Origin of the sequence: Rhodobacter sp. NSM (assembly GCF_052244495.1) — a bacterium.
In the GTDB taxonomy this organism is placed as follows: domain Bacteria; phylum Pseudomonadota; class Alphaproteobacteria; order Rhodobacterales; family Rhodobacteraceae; genus Cereibacter_A.
Genome location: NZ_JBQPXH010000003.1, coordinates 293,009 through 311,032, shown reverse-complemented (window position 1 = coordinate 311,032; position 18,024 = coordinate 293,009). Strand labels below are relative to the sequence as shown.

The following is an 18,024-nucleotide window of genomic DNA, read 5'->3' as shown; positions in this document are numbered from 1 at the left end:
CGGCGGGCCCGGATGCCGGGCCCCGACGCTTATGCTGCCGCACCCCGTGACGCTGCGGCCCCTTCCGTCCCGGCCCGTCTCCGCCTAGCTTCTGCACGCCGACCGACCGGAGTCTGTCATGCCCCCCGTTGCCGACCATCCGTTGCGCTATGCGCTTGCGAACGAGTTGCACGCGCGTCCCTATCCCGCGCCCTCGGCGCCCTGCCATGTCGTCTTCATGGCCTTCAAGGAGCCGGTGGATGCCGCGAACCGGGACCGGCAGCGCGACCGCGCCCATCTTCTCGACATCCTCGACCGCAATGGCACGGCCCATCCCCCGCCCGAGGCCACGCATTTCTCGGCGCCCATCGGCCGGGCGGAACTGCGCTGGGAAAGCCATACCGAATTCGTGACCTACACGGCCTTCGTGCCGGGCCTGCACGAGCGGCCCTTCGATCCGGCCAAGGCTGAGGTCTTCCCCGAGGACTGGATCGGCTGCGCGCCCGGCCGCCGCCTCGTCTCGGCGCTGATCCGCATCGAGGAGATGCCCAGCAAAGAGGGCGAGGCGCTCGAGAGGCTGGAGGACTGGTTCGTGCCCGACAGCCTCGCCTGTTCGCGCATCGTGGATGGCGCGGCGGTGGTGGCGGGCGATTTCCGCATCGATCCGGCGGGACACATGCGCTTCGCCGTCTTCGTGAAGCCGGGCACCGGAGCGCGCCGGATCGGCCGGATCGTGACGCGCCTCTGCGAGATCGAGACCTACCGCGCCATGTCCATGCTGGGCCTGATGCGCGCGCGGACGCTGAACGGCCGGATGAACACGCTGGATCCGAAGCTCTCCGCGCTGGTCTCCGGGCTCGACGAGATCGAGCATTCGCCGGATGAGGCGCTGCACGAATTGCTGAAGATCAACGCCGAGCTCGAAAGTCTCGCGGTGCAGTTCACCTTCCGCTTCGGGGCGACGGCTGCCTACGAGGCCATCGTGCACGACCGGGTACAGGCGCTGCGCGAACAGCGCATCAGCGGTCGCCAGACCTTCGCTGAGTTCATGGCCCGGCGCTACGACCCCGCGATGCGGACGGTGAAATCGGCCGAAGGGCGGCTGCGCTCGATGGCCGAGCGGGCGCAGCGGGCGGCCGAGCTTCTGCGCACCCGCGTCGACGTGGAGCGTTCGGCGCAGAACCAGAAGCTGCTCGAGAGCATGGATCGGCGCGCGGACCTGCAGCTTCGCCTGCAGCGGACGGTCGAGGGGCTCTCGGTGGTGGCGATCAGCTATTACGCGGTGAGCCTCGCGGCCTATGCCGTCTATCCGCTGACCGAACCCTTCGGGATCAGCAAGGGGATGGCCACGGCGGTGCTGACACCGGTGGTGGTGCTGGTGGTCTGGCTCGCGCTGCGGCGGATCCAGCGCAAGATGCACTGAGGGCGCGCCCTGGTCGCCGGCGCCGGGGGTTTCACACCCCCGGACCCCCGTGGGATATTTGGACAAGAGTGAGAGAAGGGTGCGGGGCTTGACCTCGGCTGCGGGCAGGGCCACGCTCGGCCTTTCAGCAGGAGACCCCCATGCCCAGCCCGCTCACGCCGCGCCAGATCCTCGAGCATCTGGTGGCCTTTCCCACGGTGAGCCGGGACAGCAACCTGGCACTCGTGGATTGGGTCGAGGAGTTCCTCGAGGATCGCGGCATCACAGCCCACCGCGTCTGGAACGAGGACCGGACAAAGGCCGCGCTTTATGCCCATGTGGGACCGGAGGTCGAGGGCGCGGTGGTGCTGTCGGGCCATACCGACGTTGTGCCGGTCGAGGGACAGGACTGGACCTCGGACCCCTGGACCGTGACGGAGCGGGACGGCCGGCTCCATGGGCGCGGCACCTGCGACATGAAGGGGTTCGACGCGCTGGCGCTGGGCGCGCTGGCCCTAGCGCAGGAGCAGGGCGTCAGTCGGCCCCTGCAGCTCGCGCTGTCCTTCGACGAGGAGGTGGGGTGCCTCGGCGCGCCCGCGATGATCGCCGAGATGGCGCGCTGCCTGCCCAAGGGCCGGGCAGTGATCGTGGGCGAGCCGTCGCGGATGCGCGTCGTCACCGGTCACAAGGGAGGGGGCGGGGTTCTCTGCCATGTCAGGGGGCACGAGGTTCATTCCTCGATCATGCACCGGGGCGTCAACGCCATCATGTCGGCGGCCCGCCTGATCGAATGGGCCAACCGGCGCAACGCCGAAAGCGCAGAGGCCACGCCCTCCGACGTGGCGTCCCTCTTCGATCCGCCCTGGACGACGGTGCATGTCGGCACGATCCGGGGCGGGACGGCAGGCAACATCACCGCCCGCGACTGCCGCTTCGACGTGGGGTTCCGTGCGGTGCCCGGCGAGACGGTCGAGGATTGGGTGACCGCCTTCGAGGCCGAGGCGCGCGAGGTCGAGGCCGGGATGAAGGCGATCCACCCGGCGGCCGGTGTCACCATCGGCCGGCTCTTCGCCTATCCGCCGCTCCGCCCCGAGGCGGAGGGTGAAGCCGAGGCGCTGGCGCGGCGGCTGACGGGGGACAACGGCGAGATGGTCGTGAGCTATGGCACCGAGGCGGGGCAGTTCCAGACGGCGGGCTACTCTGCCGTGGTCTGCGGGCCGGGCGATATCGCCCAGGCGCATCAGCCCGACGAATATCTCGAGATCTCGCAGTTCGAGGAGGGCTGGGGCTTCATGCAGCGTCTCGTCGCGGATCTCGCGAGATGATGCATTTCCCGATCTCGGCGGCCTCGCCGGTGCGGTTCACCGGGCCGCTCCCGACGGGCTGCGACGTCGTGGTGATCGGCGGCGGCATCATCGGGGTGATGACGGCGTGGTATCTGGCCGAGCGCGGGCTCCGGGTTGTCCTCTGCGAGAAAGGCCGGGTGGCGGGAGAACAGTCCAGCCGCAACTGGGGCTGGATCCGCCAGCAGGGCCGCGACCCGGCCGAGCTGCCGATCATGGTCGAGAGCCTGCGGCTCTGGCAGGGGCTGGCGCAGAGCCTCAGCAATCCCTTCGCCTTCCGGCAGACCGGCGTGCTCTACCTCGCCAACCGCGAGGAGTCGCTCGCGAATTACGAGGACTGGCTGCCGCATGCGCGGGCCCATGGCGTGGACAGCCGGATGATGTCGCGGCGCGACCTCGGCGACCGATGGCCGGGGGCCGCGGACCGGTGGGCGGGCGGTCTCTTCACCGCCTCGGACGCGCAGGCGGAGCCCTGGCTCGCGGTGCCCGCCCTGGCCGCCGGGGCGGTGGAGCGGGGCGTCACGATCCTCGAGGATTGCGCCGTCCGGGCGCTCGATCTCGAAGGCGGTCGCGTCGCGGGGGTCACGACCGAGCGCGGGCGCATCCGGGCGCCGGAAGTGGTGCTGGCGGGGGGCGCCTGGTCCGCGCTCTTTGCGCGAGCTCATGGTGTGAACCTGCCGCAGCTTGCAGTGCTCGCCTCGGTCGCGCAGACCGAGCCGATGCCCGAGGTCCATCCCGGCGCCGTGGCCGACGACGAGTTTGCATTTCGGCGGCGCGAGGATGGCGGCTACACGATCGCCGGCGGGTCGGAGCACGACTTCTTCATCGGACCGGACGCCTTCCGCCATGCCCTGAAATACCGCAAGGCGGTGAAGAAGGATTTCCTCAATACCCACTACCGCTGGCTTGCCCCGCGCGACTATCCCGATGCGTGGAACACGCCACGCACCTGGTCCAAGGGTGCCCCGACCCCGTTCGAGGCGATGCGTGTGCTCGACCCTTCCCCGAACCTCGCCACCCTGTCGCGTGCGGCCGCAGCCTTCGGGCGCGCCTTTCCGGGCGTGGGCCGGCCCCGGATCCGCACGACCTGGGCCGGGATGATCGACACGATGCCGGACGTGGTGCCCGTGATCGACCGGGCGCCGACGCTGCCGGGGCTGACGATCGCCACGGGAATGAGCGGGCACGGATTCGGGATCGGGCCGGGCGTCGGCCGGATCGTGGCCGATCTGGTGGCGGGCCACGACGTGGGCCATGACCTGGAGCGCTTCCGCCTCTCGCGCTTCACGGACGGATCCGAGATCGTGCTCGGCCCCTCGCTCTGAAGCCCGGCCTGCCTCAGCCGCCGGTGTGGCTCATGTGGCGCGACATCTGGCCCGAGACCGCCCGGCGCGAATAGTCGAAATCGTGGCCCCTGGGCTTGCGCGAGACGGCGGCCCGGATGGCCTCTTCCAGCACGGCATCCTCGGACGACCGGCGCAGAGGTGCGCGCAGGTCGGCGCGGTCTTCCTGGCCCAGGCACATGAAAAGCTCGCCGGTGCAGGTCAGTCGCACGCGATTGCAGCTTTCGCAGAAATTGTGGCTCAGAGGCGTGATGAAGCCGATCCGCTGCCCGGTCTGCGCGAGGCGGACATAACGAGCGGGCCCGCCCGTGCGATCGGCGAGTTCGATCAGCGAGAAGCGCTCGGAGAGGCGGGTGCGCAGGTCCTCGAGCGACCAGTACTGGTCAAGCCTCAGGTCCTCGCCCATCTCGCCCATCGGCATGACCTCGATGAAGGTCAGGTCGTGGCCTTCGCTGCCGCACCAGTCCACGAGCCGGAAGAGCTCGTCCTCGTTGAAGCCGCGCAGCGCGACCGTGTTGATCTTGACCCTGAGCCCTGCCGCACGGGCCGCGCGGATCCCGTCGAGCACCTGTGGCAGCCGGCCCCAGCGCGTCACCCGCGCGAACTTGTCGGGATCGAGCGTGTCGAGCGAGACATTCACCCGGCGCACGCCGCACTCGGCGAGTTCCTCGGCGTGGCGGGTGAGCTGCGAGCCGTTGGTGGTGAGCGTCAGTTCCCTGAGCGCGCCGGTGCCGAGATGCCGCGACATGGCGCGGAAGAAGGTCATGATCCCGCGCCGCACCAGAGGCTCTCCGCCCGTCACCCGAAGCTTCTCGACCCCCATCCGCACGAAGGCGGAGCAGAGCCGGTCGAGCTCTTCCAGCGTCAGCAGATCGGCCTTCGGCAGGAAGGTCATGTGCTCTGCCATGCAGTAGGTGCAGCGGAAGTCGCAGCGATCGGTGACCGAGACCCGCAGATAGGATATCGCGCGGGCGAAGGGGTCGATCAGTGCCGGTGTTTCGGGCGCCATGGTCATGTCTCGGAAAATAGGGCTGCGACACCGTGTCCACAAGCGCGTCCTGCAGCGGTTGACGCCCCTCGAGGCCAGACTATCGTCGTAACGCATGAAATCCTTCGGTCTCGCCGCCACCGCCTGCCTGCTTCTCCTCGCCTGCAATCCCGCGAGGGAGGCCGCAGCGCCCCCCGTCGCGCCGCCGCCGGCGCCGATGGCGCGCCCGATCCCGGGCGGGCAGGGAATCGGCGCCGAGAGTTACGACCGGGCGACCGAGGCCGACCGTCGTGCCGCGCTCGCCCCTCAGCCGGTCGGCGCGGCGCTGGGCAAGGTGACGGTCGCCCTTGGCGCGCCGACGGAGCCCGGCTTCTGGCTGAGGTCCGCGCTGGTGAGCGGAGAGCAGCCCGGTCGCGTCGAGGTGGAAGGCGGGCGGTCGGTTGCCGTCACGCTGCGTCCGGGTGAGGGCGCGGCGCAGCTCTCGCTATCGGCCTTTCGCGCACTTGGACTCGGGTTGACCGATCTGCCCGTGGTGACGGTTTACGGCGGCTGACGGCCCGGCCGGAGAGGTCTCTGCGCCCGTCCGGATGGTGGAACGGATCGGCGGGGATGTCGGTCCGCAGGCCCGGCCCCCTTCCGCACGCGGCGCCCCCGCGGCGTGATCGGATGCGGCGCAGCAAGCATGATGCCTCAACGCTGCGCAGACCGTAAAATGTGCCCGCGCGAGTCGGCTTTTTCTTCTTGTCTGCCGTTCCAGCTGACAACGTCGGGAAGCAAAGGAGGATCATTGCATGCTCGACGCGGTCATCGACTTCCTGAACACCATCTTCTGGCAATACGTGCTGATCTACGGGCTTCTCGCCGTGGGGCTCTTCTTCAGCGTGCGGCTGAGGTTCCAGCAGGTTCTCCGATTCGGCGAGATGTTCCGGGTGATCTTCTCGGCCCCCGCTACCGACCGCGAGGGCATCTCTCCCTTCGCGGCGCTCTGCACCTCGCTCGCCTCGCGGGTGGGCACGGGCAACATCGCCGGCGTCGCTGTCGCGCTGAACCTCGGCGGGCCGGGGGCGATCTTCTGGATGTGGATGGTGGCCTTCGTGGGCATGGCCACGGCCTATGCCGAGTCCACGCTTGCCCAACTCTATAAGGTGCACGAGGTCGAGGACGGCTCCACCGGCATCTACCGCGGCGGTCCCGCCTTCTACATCGCGCGCGGCCTCGGGATGCCGTGGCTCGGCGCGATCTTCTCGGTCTGCCTGATCATTTCCTTCGGGCTCGTCTTCAACGCGGTCCAGGCCAATTCCATCGCGGATGCGATGGCGGGCGCCTTCGGCCTGCCGAAGCTGGTCACGGGGCTGGTGCTGGCGGCGCTGACTGCGGTGGTCATCTTCGGCGGCATCCGCAAGATCGCAACGGTGGCCGAATACGTCGTGCCGTTCATGGCGGGTGTCTACCTGCTGGTGGCTCTTTTCGTGCTGGTGACGAACCTGTCTGAGGTGCCGGGAATGCTCGGCCACATCGTCTCGAATGCCTTCGGCTTCGGCGAGATGGCAGGCGGCGTCGCGGGCTCGATGATGGCCGCGATGATGAACGGCGTCCGGCGGGGCCTGTTCTCGAACGAGGCCGGCATGGGCTCTGCCCCGAACATCGCCGCCGCGGCGACGCCCATGCCGCATCACCCCTCGAGCCAGGGATTTGTCCAGGCGCTTGGTGTCTTCATCGACACGATCGTCGTCTGCACCTGCACCGCCTTCATGATCCTCCTGTCCGGCGCCTACGTGCCGGGGGGCGAGTTGACGGGCACCCAGCTGACCCAGGCGGCGCTTGCCGAGCAGGTGGGGGCGGTCGGGCCATCCTTCGTCGCGGTGGCGATCTTCTTCTTCGCCTTCACCTCGATCATCGGGAACTATGCCTATTCCGAGATGGCGATGAGCTTCCTCGGCCTCGGCAACCGGACGGGCTTCATGGTGCTCCGGGTGATCGTGGTCGCCATGGTGATCTGGGGCGCGCTTCAGGCGGTGGCGACGGTCTTCAACCTGGCCGATGCCTCGATGGGGTTGATGGCCTCGATCAACCTTGTGGCCATCGTGGCGCTGTCGGGCACGGTCGTGGCGCTGACGCAGCACTACTTCGAGGAGCGGCGGAAGGGGCTGGAGCCGCGCTTCCACCTCTCGGAGCATCCCGAGATCGGCCGGGGTGCCGAGGCGGACATCTGGAAGTGAGCAGGCCCGCCCTGAGACGGGCTCAGAACCGGTCGAGCGGCAGCTTCAGGTAGTGCCGTCCGTCCTCTTCTGCGGGAGGCAGCCGGCCGCCGCGCAGGTTGATCTGCAGCGCCGCGAGCATCCGGTCTGGAAGCGCGAGGGTCTCGTCCCGCGCCTTGCGCTTCCCGAGCCACTCCTCGCGGTCGGTTCCATCGCGGACGTGGATGTTGCGGTCCCTGTGCTCGGCGACCGTCCCCTCCCAGCGGGGCTCCTCGCGCTCGTCGGTGCCGTAGTCGTGGCCGACGAAGAGGCGCGTGTCGGGCGGCAGGGCGAGGATTTGCTGGATCGAGTCCCAGAGCCGCGCGGCATCTCCGCCGGGAAAATCCGCGCGGGCGGTTCCCGCGTCCGGCTGCATCAGCGTGTCATGGGTGAAGGCTGCGTCGCCGCAGACATAGGTGACGGAGCCGAGCGTATGGCCGGGCGAGAGCATCACGCGCATCTCGAGATTGCCGATGCTCAGGCGTTCGCCGGGCTCGAGCAAACGGTCGAAGTCGTTCTCGGGCGCGAATGCCCCGGGGAGGTTGTAGATCGTCTCCCAGATCGCCGCGATCTCGCGGACCTTGGCGCCGATGGCGGTCGGGGCGCCAGTGGCTGCCTTCAGCCGGGCCGAGGCCATGACGTGATCGGCGTGGGGATGCGTGTCGAGCACCCAGCACACCGCCAGCCGCTCGCGCTCCACAAGGTCGAGCACCTGATCCATGCTGCGCGTCGAAAGCCGCCAGTGCTTGGGATCGAGGTTCAGCACCACGTCGATCAGCGCCGCCTGCCTGCTTTCCGGATCGGCGCAGACGTACTGGATCGAGCCGGTGTCGGGCTCGTAGATGCCCCAGACGTCGGGACTGCCGGCTCCGCTGGACGGAGAATGGCGCAGGACAGGTTGTTCGAGAGGTGGTCGGGTCACAATCAGGCTCCTCGTCATGGTCGGCGCCCAGGAACGTGAGGGCGAGATGCGGCGGCGCCGCGCTGGCTCAGGGCGGTGCGCCGTCCTCTTCCCGTCGTCCCATGGGGCCGGTGTCTTTCCGGAACGCGCCGGAGCTGCGGCGGGTCCGGCCGCAGCCGCAGGACCCGGCGTCAGGCGGGGCGCCGCGCCACCTCGTGCAGCCGGGCGGCTCGTTGCGCAGGAATGCTTTGGCGTAGCGTCCGCGCCACGGTATGGAAGTGCAATTCCCATCAAGGAGCCCCGTGCATGTCTCTGAACGACGATCCCGACTTCTGGGCCGCGGCCGACCGCCATCTGACCCGCTACGGGCCGAGCTTCGAGAGACTGATCATCGAGCGCGCCGAGGGCAGCTACGTCTATGATGCGGACGGCCGTGGGATCCTCGATTTCACTTCGGGGCAGATGAGCGGTGTGCTCGGGCACGGACATCCGGACATCCTCGCGACGGTGGACCGGCAGATGAAGGCGGTTGCGCATCTCTTCAGCGGGATGCTGACGCGCCCGGTGGTGGATCTGGCCACCCGGCTTGCCGAAGTGGCCCCCGGCCTCGACCGGGTGCAGCTGCTGACGACTGGCGCGGAGTCGAACGAGGCTGCGATCCGCATGGCCAAGCTCGTGACCGGCGGGCACGAGATCGTGGCTTTTGCCCAGAGCTGGCACGGGATGACCGGCGCCGCCGCCTCGGCCACCTACAGCGCCGGGCGCCGCGGCTACGGGCCAGCGGCGGCCGGGGCCTTTGCCATCCCCGCGCCCAACGCCTACCGCCCGCGCTTCACGCGGCCGGACGGGTCGAACGACTGGCAGACCGAGCTTGACGATGCCTTCGAACTCGTGGACCGCCAATCCACCGGCGGACTTGCCGCCTTCATCGCCGAGCCGATCCTCTCGAGCGGAGGCATCCTCGAACTTCCTCCGGGCTACCTCGCCGCGCTGAAGCGCAAATGCGAGGAGCGGGGCATGCTGCTCATCCTCGACGAGGCGCAGACCGGCGTCGGCCGGACCGGCCAGATGTTCGCCTTCCAGCGCGACGGCGTGACGCCTGACATCCTGACGCTCTCGAAGACGCTCGGAGCGGGACTGCCGCTGGCCGCGGTGCTGACGACGTCCGAGATCGAGGCGCGGGCGCATGAGCGCGGCTACCTCTTCTACACAACCCACACTTCGGATCCGCTGCCCGCCGCCGTGGGGCTGACGGTGCTGGACGTGGTGGCACGGGACGGTCTGGCTGCACGCGCGACCGAGCGCGGGGCGCGGCTGATGGAGGGGCTGCGGATGCTCCAGCAGCGCTTCGACTGCGTGGGCGACGTGCGGGGCAGGGGCCTTCTCCTCGGGCTCGAGATCGTCACCGACCGGCAGAGCAAGGCTCCCGGCTTCGACCTCGGCGCGCGGATCATGGAGGAGGCGATGCGGCTGGGGCTCAGCATGAACATCGTGAAGCTTCCGGGGATGGGCGGCGTTTTCCGCATCGCGCCTCCGCTCACGATCTCGGAGGAGGAGGTGGATCGCGGGATCGAGATCCTGACCTCCGCCATCGAGGGTTCGCTGCGGACCCGCAGCGCCGCCTGACAAGCGCGAAACGGCGGCCCGCGTGGGACGCGGATCCCCACCTCTGACCCGGAAGGGCAGAGGTGGGGATCCGAGAAGCGCGAATGTAATCGGCGGGTCGAGATGCCCCGCCGAGGGCCGTGCGCGGGGCCGGGCGTACCCGCGGAGACAGAGGCCCGGGTGCCGAGGAACAGTTGCGCGCGCGCGGCGTTGTCAGCCACGCAGAAGCGGATGCCGCTGAAAGGCCGCGCCATGCCTGCCTTCCGCGACGCAGGAGCTTCATGTCACGACCCGTCAGCCTCGCATCCGTCGCCACCGCCGTCCCGCCCCATCGAATATCCCAGCGCGAGGTTGCCGAGGCGGCGCATCGCGGTTTCTCGCGCCGCTATGACGACTACGGGCGGCTCGCCAAGGTGTTTGAAACCTCGGGCATCCGGACGCGCCATCTCGCGCGGCCGGTCGAGTGGTATCTGCAGCCGCTCGGCTGGCAGCAGCGCAACAGCGCCTATCTGGAAGCCGCCACCGCGCTCTTTTCGGAGGCCGCCACGGGTGCGCTCGAGCGAGCGGGCGTCTCGGCCGGGGAGGTCGATGCCGTCGTCACCGTCTCCTCGACCGGAGTGGCGACCCCGAGCCTCGACGCGCGTGTCGCCGATGCGATGGGGTTCCGTTGCGACGTCGAGCGGGTACCCGTCTTTGGCCTCGGATGCGCAGGCGGCGTCACCGGGCTCGCGATCGGGGGGCGGCTGGCAGCGGCGCGCCCGGGCAGCCGCGTGCTCGTCGTGGCGGTGGAACTGTGCTCCCTGTCGTTTCGTCTCGACAAGCTCACCAAGGAGAACATCGTGGCGACCGCGCTCTTCGCGGACGGTGCCTCCGCCTGCCTGCTGCGCGGATGCGAGGGCGAGCTTTCGGTCGAGATGTCGGGACAGCACACCTGGCGCGACACGCTCGACATCATGGGGTGGAGCGTGGACGACGAAGGGCTCGGCGTGATCTTCGACCGGGCGATCCCTCCCTTCGCCGAAGCCCATGTGGCGGGTGCGGTGGAGGCGATCCTCGGCCGCGCGGGGCTCGGGCGCGAGGACGTCGGCCGGTTCGCCTGCCATCCGGGGGGTGCCAAGGTCATCACCGCGCTCGAACGCGCCCTGTCCATCGAGCAGGGAACGCTCGACCACGAGCGCGACGTTCTGGCCGAGCACGGCAACATGTCCGCGCCGACCGCGCTCTTCGTGCTCGAGCGCGTGCTGCGCGATAAGCCGCCCTCGCGGGTCCTGCTGACCGCGATGGGCCCGGGCTTCACGGCCAGCTGTCTTTCGCTGCGGGCAGCGGCATGACAGCCGCGGCGCTGCTGCTCGCCTTCGTGACGGCCGAGCGGCTGGCCGAGTTGTGGCTGGCCCGGCGCAACACCGCGCGTCTGCTGGAGCGGGGCGCCCACGAGGTCGCGGCCGGACATTATCCGCTGATCGTGGCCCTGCATGCCGCGTGGCTGGGCGGGCTTTGGCTGCTGGGCGCGGGACATGCGCTCGTCCCGGGTTGGGTCGCCGTCTTCGCGCTTCTGCAGGCCGGGCGTCTCTGGGTGCTCGCGACCCTCGGGCCGCGCTGGACGACCCGCATCATCGTGCTTCCCTCGGAGCCGCTGGTGGTGCGCGGACCCTATCGCTTCCTGTCCCATCCCAACTACCTCGTCGTCGTGGGCGAGATTGCCGTCCTTCCGCTCTGCCTCGGGATGCCGGGCTTCGCGCTCGTCTTCAGCCTGCTCAACGCCGCTGTCCTCGCGATCCGCATCCGCGCCGAGGGCGGCGCGCTCCGCTCGGCGCATCATGCCCGCTCCTGAGCGGCCCACGGCTGGCCTTGCCACCTGGGCCGGCTTCGCCGCGATGTGCATCGGCATGTTCATGGCGATCCTCGACGTTCAGATCGTCGCCACCTCGCTGCCCGAGATCCAGCGCGCACTCGGCATTGCGCCGGACCGGATGAGCTGGGTCCAGACGGCCTATCTGATCGCCGAGGTCATCGCCATCCCGCTCACGGGGGCGCTGACGCGCATCCTGACGATGCGATGGCTGTTCGTGACAGCCACCTCGATCTTCACCCTCGCCTCTGCAGGCTGCGCCGCAAGCGACAGCTTCGGATCTCTGGTGGCGTGGCGGGTGCTTCAGGGCTTTGCGGGCGGCACGCTGATCCCGGCGGTCTTCGCCGCCGTCTTCCTGCTGTTTCCGCCCGCCCGCCAAGGGCTCGCCACGACGCTGGCCGGTGTCCTCGCCGTGCTCGCGCCGACCGTTGGGCCCGTCGTGGGCGGCTGGATCACTGAGACCTATTCCTGGCACTGGCTGTTCCTGATCAACCTGGCGCCGGGTGGGGTCGTGGTCCTGCTGGGGGCGGCTCTGCTGCCCCGCGAACGTCCGCAGGCCGAGGGGGTGCGCAGCTTCGACCTCGTCTCGCTCGTCCTTCTGGCGGTTTCGCTCGCATCGCTCGAGATCGCGCTCAAGGAGGCGCCGGGCCGCGGTTGGACGAGCGGCCTCGTGCTGTCGCTTCTTGCGCTCTGGCTGACGGCGGGGTCCGGCTTCGTCATGCGCAGCCTGCGCGCTGTGCATCCGGTGGTCGATCTGACCAGTTTCGCCGACCGGCGCTTCGCCCTCGGATGCATCCTGAGCTTCGTTCTCGGGATCGGGCTCTTCGGCTCGGTCTATCTGATGCCGGTCTTCCTGTCCTTCGTGCGCGGCCACAACCCGCTCGAGATCGGGACGATCATGCTGGTGACGGGCGTCGCGCAACTGCTGACGGCACCGCTCGCCGTCGCGGGAGAGCAGCGGATCGGGGCGCGGCTGCTCACCGGTTTCGGCTTCGCCCTCTTCGGCGCGGGCCTTGGGCTCAGTGCCTTCCAGACGCCCGCCACCGACTACGAGGGCATGTTCTGGCCGCAGGTGCTGCGTGGGGTGGCGATCATGTTCTGCCTGCTGCCGCCCACGCGCCTTGCGCTGGGCCATCTCGCCGAGGCGCAGGTGCCGGATGCGAGCGGGCTGTTCAACCTGATGCGCAACCTCGGCGGCGCGATCGGTCTCGCCCTGATCGACACGGTCATCTACTCCCGCAGCGACGGCCATGCGGCGTCGCTGCGGCAGCAGCTCGAAGCGGGCAGCGTCGAGGCGGCGCGCTTCATCGGAATCCCGGAGCAGATGATGGCGAGCCTGCCGCCCGGACCGGTTCCGGCGCAGGCCATGGCGATGCTCGCGCCGATGCTGGAGAAGGCGGCGCTCACGCAGGCGATCAACGAGGCCTGGGCCATGATCGCGCTGCTGACGCTCGCGGCACTTGCCGGTGTGCCCTTCGCCAGACCGGGGACGCGCGACCGCCCCACACGTCCGCACGACGCCATCCGCTGAGGAGGCGGGCCGGTCCGCCCGGCGCACGCGACATCCCGGGCCTGGAACATCCGCACAAGCGCAATGGGCTCGTCCGGTCCCGCGGGCGGGGCAGGTGGACTTGCCTGCTCCGTCCGCCCGCGGTGCATTCCGTCGATGCTCCGTCGGCCGCAGCCTGACCCCCGAGGACGCTGCGGCGGCGTGTCGCGGGCCGGTGCGGCGTTCGTGGCGACGGTTCCGCGATGCCCGCCCGTTTCATCTGGCGAATGTTGCCGAAGGCGTCTCGCCACGACAACGGGTTGCCCGCTTCAGGGCCTCATACAGGAGCCAGCCATGTCCTCTGCACTGGGACGCTACGCCACCCCCTTCATCACCGGCCTCTTCCTCGTCTCGCTGACCTCGGGGATCGCGCTTTTCTTCCACATCGGGCCGAGCGGTTTCCACGGCATGCACGAGTGGCTCAGCATGGTGCTGATCCTGCCCTTCGGCCTGCATGTCTGGAAGAACTGGCGCGCTTTCCTGAACTACTTCCGGCGCGTTCCGATGGGCATCGCGCTCGCGGTCTCTGCCCTGATCGCCCTGCCGTTCCTGATGCCGTCGGGAGCCGGCGAGGCCGGCGGCCCGCCGCCCTTCGCCTTCTCGCACCGGATCCTCGACAATCCGGTGGCCGAGGTCGCGCCGCTTCTGGGCACCAGCAGCGAAGAACTGACCGCGCGCCTCGCCGCGGCGGGCATCGCCGTCGAGGATCCCTCGCAGACACTGAGCCAGGCCATCGCCGCTTCGGGACGTCCCGAGATGCAGGCGATCGCGGTCATGGTCGGGCGCTGACCGATCCAGGTCATCATGGAGGTTGAGATGAACTCCCTGCATTCCGCCCTCGCCCTGGCCCTTTCGGTCGCAGTGGCTTCGCCGATGGCCGCCCAGACGCGCAGCCCGGGCGAATTCTTCCTCGGGCAGTGGGACGCCGACGGAAACGACCGCGTCACCTTCCCCGAGGCGCGCGAGCGTCGTCTGGCAATGTTCGACATGTTCGACCAGAGCGGAGACGGCCTCCTAGATCCGCAGGAACTGGCAGGGATCGACGACTATCGCCAGAGCATGAGGGAAGCAGGCTTCGGAGGGCATGGCCCCGCCGCGAACGTCTCGCCCTCGCGGATGCTGCGCCGCTTCGATGCGGACCGGGACGGCAACCTGTCGGCGAGCGAGTTCGAGGCGACGCTGAAGCCATGGTTCTCGCGGATGGACCGCAACGGCGACGGTGAAATCACCGCCGAGGATTTCGGCCCTCGCCGCTGAAGGGCGGGACCGGACCGAAGACCGCACGGAACCCGACCGGCCGGCCCGGCATGAGCCGGTCGGCCGGCGCTTTGTGCTTCGGTGGGGGCCGGACTGGCCTTTTGGGCAGATCAGCCGGTCGGCAGCCCCCGTGGCATGGATCTTGCCGCTCCTGCCTCGAATGGTGACACCGGAGGGGCCGGGTTGGATATCGCATCAGCAATAGGACTTGTCGGCGCCGTGGTCATGGTGGTCGGCTCCATGATCTTCGCGGGTGGCGTGGCGCCCTTCGTGGATATTCCGTCCTTCGTCATCGTGGTGGTCGGCACGGCCTTCGTCGTGCTCGCCATGAAGCCGCTTCCGGTCTTCCTCGGCCATTTCAAGGCGATGATGAAGGTCTTCAAGCCTTCACGCTTCGACACGAACGAGGTGATCTCGATCGTCGTCGACCTCTCGAACATCGCCCGCAAGGACGGGATCATGGCGCTCGAGGGCAAGGCGGTTCCGGATCCCTTCTTCGAGAAGGGACTGCAGCTTCTCGTGGACGGAACTGACGAGGCCAAGCTGGTCAAGCAGCTCAAGTACGAGATCAAGGCGATGAAGGCGCGCCACGAGGCCTATCAGGGCGCGGTGAAGGCCTGGATCGACATTGGTCCGGCCATGGGCATGGTCGGCACGCTGATCGGTCTCGTGCTGATGCTCGGCAACATGTCGGACCCGAAGTCCATCGGCCCCGCCATGGCCGTGGCGCTTCTCACGACGCTTTACGGCGCGCTGCTGGCCAACGTGGTCTTCTCGCCGATCCTGAACAAGCTCGAAGGCTATTCCGCCGACGAGGTGACCTATCGGGAACTGGTGATCGAGGGGCTGCGCGGCATCGCGCGCGGCGAGTCCTCGCGGGTGATCGAGGACCAGATGGTCTGCGCGCTCGACCGCAAGCAGCAGATGAAACGCAAGGCGGCGTGAGGTCCGACCGATGTCCGCAAAGCCCAAGGTCGTCCGCTTCCAGCCCACCGTCCCTGAGGACGACGACGACGACGAATGCCCGAAATGCCCCCCTCCGGGGGCGCCGGCCTGGCTCGCGACCTTCGCCGACATCGCGACGAACCTGATGGCCTTCTTCGTGCTGATCCTGGGCTTCGCGAAATTCGACGAGCCGTCCTTCAGCAAGATGGCAGGGGCGATGCGCGAGACCTTCGGCGTGCATTCGATCCGCGAGGCGACTTCGGGCAACACGGTCATCGACCTCAAGATGCCGCCGGCCGATCCCGACGGGGCGCAGCCCGACGAGCGCCAGGATACGGGCGGCGAAGAGGATCCCGGCGGCGACTCTGCGGAGCGTGTGGCCGAGGCGCTGCGCGAGGCGCTCGAGAAGGGCGAATTGCAGGTGCGGACGGACGAGGGGTCGGTCGTGATCGACCTGCCGGGTCAGCAGGGCAGGCAGGCGGCGCAGAAACTGGCCGAGGCGCTGGCGGAAGCGGCCGGAACCGGCCCGCTGCCCGAGCCGCAGACGACGAGCCAGCCCCGCCCCGAGCCGAAGGCCGGTCCTGCCGGTCCGGGCGAGGGCACCGGCGCGCCTCCGGGGCCGCCCCTGGGCAGTGACGACGGGGCTGCCCTGCGGAAGTCGGTCCGGGCCGAACTCGATACGCTGAGGCTGCGCAACGCGCTGGACCGCGAGGTGGCCGAGGGTCTGGTGAAGGTCGAGCAGATGGACGGCAAGATCTTCGTGAGCCTCGGGGAGGGTGGCTCCTTCACCTCGGGCTCGGACGAGCTGTCGCAGGACGCGCGGGCGGTCATGTCCCGCATTGCCGAGGCGACGCAGCATCCCGACCGGACGATCACCGTGACCGGACACACCGACAACGTGCCGGTGAGCGGTGGCGTCTTCCGCGACAACATCGCGCTGGCGGCGGGCCGGGCGGCGAGCGTCGTCCGCGAGCTCGTCGACACCGGAAGCGTCGATCCGGGGCGCATCACGGCGGTCAGCAGGGGCGAGTTCGACCCGGTGGCCGACAACGCGACCGAGGAGGGCCGCGCCCAGAACCGCCGGATCGAGATCGAGATCGACTACGACGACTAGTCCCACACCACCTTGGAGCCGTGGCGGGAATTCTGGTCGGGCTGGCGCGGCCGCCGGTTCAGCCGTGCTTCACCATCACGTGACGGACCACGGTGTAATCCTCGAGCGCATAGGACGAGAGGTCCTTGCCGTAACCCGACTGCTTAAGTCCGCCGTGCGGCATCTCGGACACCAGCATGAAATGGGTGTTGACCCAGGTGCAGCCGTAGCGGAGCCGTGCGGCCGTCGCCATGCCGCGACCCACGTCCTTCGTCCAGACCGAGGAAGCGAGGCCATAGTCGCTGTCGTTGGCCCAGGTCACCGCCTCCTCGACGTCGGAGAAGGGCGTGACCGAGACGACCGGGCCGAAGACCTCGCGGCGCACGATCTCGTCGGTCTGGCGCGCGCCGGCGATCACGGTCGGGCGGTAGAAGAAGCCCTCGTTGCCCAGCGTCTCGCCCCCCGCGGTGACCTCGACATGCGGTTGCTCGCGCGCGCGCTCGACGAAGGCCGCGACGCGGTCGCGCTGGCGCAGCGAGATCAGCGGGCCGATCTCGTTCGTCGTATCGTCCTCGGCGCCGAGCACGATCGAGGAGGCGGCGGCGGACAGGTCGGCCACGAGGTTGTCGTAGATCTTGCGGCCCGCGTAGACGCGGCAGGCGGCGGTGCAGTCCTGCCCCGCGTTGTAGTAGCCGAAGGCGCGCAGCCCCTCGACCACTTCGGAGACGTCGGCGTCGTCGAAAACCACCACCGGCGCCTTGCCGCCCAGTTCCAGATGGGTGCGCTTCACCGTCTTGGCAGCGGCGTCGAGCATCTTTCGCCCGGTCGCCACGTCGCCGGTGAGGCTGATCATGTCTACCGCAGGGTGATGGATGATCTCGTTGCCGACCGTCTGGCCGCGGCCGGGCAGGATGTTCACCACCCCCGGCGGCAGTTCCTCGGCGAGGATCCGGGCGAGCTTCAGCGCCGTAAGGGGCGTCTGCTCGGAGGGCTTGAAGACGACGGTATTGCCGCCGCCGATGGCCGGGGCGAGCTTCCACGCCATCATCATCAGCGGATAGTTCCACGGCGCGATCGAGGCCACCACGCCGATCGGGTCGCGCCGGATCATGCTGGTATGACCGGCGAGATACTCGCCCGCCACCGCTCCGTGCTGGCAGCGCACGGCGCCCGCGAAGAAGCGGAAGCAGTCGACGATGGCGGGCATCTCGTCGTTGGTCGCGGCCTGGATCGGCTTGCCGCAGTTCAGCGCCTCCAGGGCCGCGAAGGCCTCGGCCTCGGCTTCGATACGGTTCGCGATCCGGTGGAGGGCCGCTGACCGCTCGGCGGGCGTCGTCCGCGACCAGACCTCGAAGGCGCGGCGGGCGGCCGCCACGGCGCGCTCTATCTGTCCCGCCGAGGCCTCGGCCAGTTCGAGGATGAGCGCCCCCGTCCGGGGGTCGAGCACCGGCTCGCCCGGCTCTTCGCCGGGTTCGAACTGGCCGTCGATCAGCAGGTCGGTGTCGAAGGTCTGGGTCATGGTCTCTCTCCCCG

Annotated in this window: 16 protein-coding genes; 13 read left to right on the top strand and 3 right to left on the bottom strand. The window is 69.2% G+C overall.

What is annotated here, in order from left to right:
* Positions 1–118: 118 nt before the first annotated feature.
* The 3 genes from ACTVZP_RS08560 (at position 119) to ACTVZP_RS08550 (ending at position 4,049) form a co-directional block, all read left to right on the top strand.
* Entirely contained in the window at positions 119–1,402 is a 1,284-nt protein-coding gene (locus ACTVZP_RS08560; protein ID WP_443211725.1) for a DUF3422 family protein, read from the top strand.
* A gap of 140 nt (positions 1,403–1,542) precedes the next feature.
* The gene (gene argE, locus ACTVZP_RS08555) at positions 1,543–2,706 is read left to right on the top strand and encodes an acetylornithine deacetylase (protein ID WP_443211724.1); all 1,164 of its coding nucleotides are present in this window, start codon (positions 1,543–1,545) and stop codon (positions 2,704–2,706) included.
* The gene (locus ACTVZP_RS08550; protein WP_443211930.1) at positions 2,706–4,049 is read left to right on the top strand and encodes an NAD(P)/FAD-dependent oxidoreductase; all 1,344 of its coding nucleotides are present in this window, start codon (positions 2,706–2,708) and stop codon (positions 4,047–4,049) included. Before argE ends, ACTVZP_RS08550 begins: the two co-directional genes overlap by 1 nt.
* A 13-nt stretch (positions 4,050–4,062) precedes the next feature.
* Here the strand turns inward: ACTVZP_RS08550 and moaA are convergent, their stop codons facing one another.
* Positions 4,063–5,082 (bottom strand): GTP 3',8-cyclase MoaA, encoded by a 1,020-nt coding sequence (gene moaA / locus ACTVZP_RS08545; RefSeq protein WP_443211723.1) that lies wholly within the window; start codon positions 5,080–5,082, stop codon positions 4,063–4,065.
* An 88-nt stretch (positions 5,083–5,170) separates the two neighbouring features.
* Between moaA and ACTVZP_RS08540 the strand changes: the two genes are divergently transcribed.
* On the top strand, positions 5,171–5,608 hold the full coding sequence (locus ACTVZP_RS08540; RefSeq protein WP_443211722.1) for a hypothetical protein: 438 nt from the start codon (positions 5,171–5,173) through the stop codon (positions 5,606–5,608).
* Between the two features lie 238 nt (positions 5,609–5,846).
* Positions 5,847–7,274, top strand: a complete 1,428-nt coding sequence (locus ACTVZP_RS08535) for an alanine/glycine:cation symporter family protein (RefSeq protein ID WP_443211721.1) — start codon at positions 5,847–5,849, stop codon at positions 7,272–7,274.
* A gap of 22 nt (positions 7,275–7,296) precedes the next feature.
* Here the strand turns inward: ACTVZP_RS08535 and ACTVZP_RS08530 are convergent, their stop codons facing one another.
* Entirely contained in the window at positions 7,297–8,214 is a 918-nt protein-coding gene (locus ACTVZP_RS08530) for an MBL fold metallo-hydrolase (protein WP_443211720.1), read from the bottom strand.
* Between the two features lie 285 nt (positions 8,215–8,499).
* On the opposite strand from ACTVZP_RS08530, the gene ACTVZP_RS08525 reads away from it, so the two are divergent.
* The 8 genes from ACTVZP_RS08525 to ACTVZP_RS08490 all read left to right on the top strand — a co-directional run bounded on the left by ACTVZP_RS08525 (position 8,500) and on the right by ACTVZP_RS08490 (position 16,512).
* The gene (locus ACTVZP_RS08525; RefSeq protein ID WP_443211719.1) at positions 8,500–9,819 is read left to right on the top strand and encodes an aspartate aminotransferase family protein; all 1,320 of its coding nucleotides are present in this window, start codon (positions 8,500–8,502) and stop codon (positions 9,817–9,819) included.
* Positions 9,820–10,079: 260 nt separating this feature from the next.
* A complete protein-coding gene (locus tag ACTVZP_RS08520) occupies positions 10,080–11,129 on the top strand; it encodes a type III polyketide synthase (protein ID WP_443211718.1) in 1,050 nt (349 codons plus the stop codon).
* The gene (locus ACTVZP_RS08515) at positions 11,126–11,629 is read left to right on the top strand and encodes an isoprenylcysteine carboxyl methyltransferase family protein (RefSeq protein ID WP_443211717.1); all 504 of its coding nucleotides are present in this window, start codon (positions 11,126–11,128) and stop codon (positions 11,627–11,629) included. Before ACTVZP_RS08520 ends, ACTVZP_RS08515 begins: the two co-directional genes overlap by 4 nt.
* Positions 11,616–13,178 carry a DHA2 family efflux MFS transporter permease subunit gene (locus ACTVZP_RS08510; protein ID WP_443211716.1) on the top strand — a complete coding sequence of 521 codons (1,563 nt, stop codon included), beginning with the start codon at positions 11,616–11,618 and terminating at the stop codon, positions 13,176–13,178. Before ACTVZP_RS08515 ends, ACTVZP_RS08510 begins: the two co-directional genes overlap by 14 nt.
* A 312-nt stretch (positions 13,179–13,490) precedes the next feature.
* The gene (locus ACTVZP_RS08505) at positions 13,491–13,985 is read left to right on the top strand and encodes a DUF4405 domain-containing protein (protein ID WP_443211715.1); all 495 of its coding nucleotides are present in this window, start codon (positions 13,491–13,493) and stop codon (positions 13,983–13,985) included.
* 27 nt (positions 13,986–14,012) lie between these two features.
* Entirely contained in the window at positions 14,013–14,453 is a 441-nt protein-coding gene (locus tag ACTVZP_RS08500; RefSeq protein WP_443211714.1) for an EF-hand domain-containing protein, read from the top strand.
* 183 nt (positions 14,454–14,636) lie between these two features.
* Positions 14,637–15,398, top strand: coding sequence for a motility protein A (locus ACTVZP_RS08495; protein ID WP_443211713.1), 762 nt, complete (start codon positions 14,637–14,639; stop codon positions 15,396–15,398).
* A gap of 10 nt (positions 15,399–15,408) precedes the next feature.
* Positions 15,409–16,512, top strand: coding sequence for an OmpA family protein (locus ACTVZP_RS08490; protein ID WP_443211712.1), 1,104 nt, complete (start codon positions 15,409–15,411; stop codon positions 16,510–16,512).
* Positions 16,513–16,570: 58 nt separating this feature from the next.
* Here ACTVZP_RS08490 and ACTVZP_RS08485 read toward each other — a convergent pair whose 3' ends face one another.
* Positions 16,571–18,010 (bottom strand): gamma-aminobutyraldehyde dehydrogenase, encoded by a 1,440-nt coding sequence (locus ACTVZP_RS08485; RefSeq protein ID WP_443211711.1) that lies wholly within the window; start codon positions 18,008–18,010, stop codon positions 16,571–16,573.
* Positions 18,011–18,024: the final 14 nt, after the last annotated feature.

Coding starts and splice junctions, on each gene's coding strand:
- ACTVZP_RS08560 (WP_443211725.1), top strand. CDS start 119: ATGCCCCCCGTTGCCGACCATCCGTTGCGCTATGCGCTTGCGAACGAG.
- argE (WP_443211724.1), top strand. CDS start 1,543: ATGCCCAGCCCGCTCACGCCGCGCCAGATCCTCGAGCATCTGGTGGCC.
- ACTVZP_RS08550 (WP_443211930.1), top strand. CDS start 2,706: ATGCATTTCCCGATCTCGGCGGCCTCGCCGGTGCGGTTCACCGGGCCG.
- moaA (WP_443211723.1), bottom strand. CDS start 5,082: ATGACCATGGCGCCCGAAACACCGGCACTGATCGACCCCTTCGCCCGC.
- ACTVZP_RS08540 (WP_443211722.1), top strand. CDS start 5,171: ATGAAATCCTTCGGTCTCGCCGCCACCGCCTGCCTGCTTCTCCTCGCC.
- ACTVZP_RS08535 (WP_443211721.1), top strand. CDS start 5,847: ATGCTCGACGCGGTCATCGACTTCCTGAACACCATCTTCTGGCAATAC.
- ACTVZP_RS08525 (WP_443211719.1), top strand. CDS start 8,500: ATGTCTCTGAACGACGATCCCGACTTCTGGGCCGCGGCCGACCGCCAT.
- ACTVZP_RS08520 (WP_443211718.1), top strand. CDS start 10,080: ATGTCACGACCCGTCAGCCTCGCATCCGTCGCCACCGCCGTCCCGCCC.
- ACTVZP_RS08515 (WP_443211717.1), top strand. CDS start 11,126: ATGACAGCCGCGGCGCTGCTGCTCGCCTTCGTGACGGCCGAGCGGCTG.
- ACTVZP_RS08510 (WP_443211716.1), top strand. CDS start 11,616: ATGCCCGCTCCTGAGCGGCCCACGGCTGGCCTTGCCACCTGGGCCGGC.
- ACTVZP_RS08505 (WP_443211715.1), top strand. CDS start 13,491: ATGTCCTCTGCACTGGGACGCTACGCCACCCCCTTCATCACCGGCCTC.
- ACTVZP_RS08500 (WP_443211714.1), top strand. CDS start 14,013: ATGAACTCCCTGCATTCCGCCCTCGCCCTGGCCCTTTCGGTCGCAGTG.
- ACTVZP_RS08490 (WP_443211712.1), top strand. CDS start 15,409: ATGTCCGCAAAGCCCAAGGTCGTCCGCTTCCAGCCCACCGTCCCTGAG.
- ACTVZP_RS08485 (WP_443211711.1), bottom strand. CDS start 18,010: ATGACCCAGACCTTCGACACCGACCTGCTGATCGACGGCCAGTTCGAA.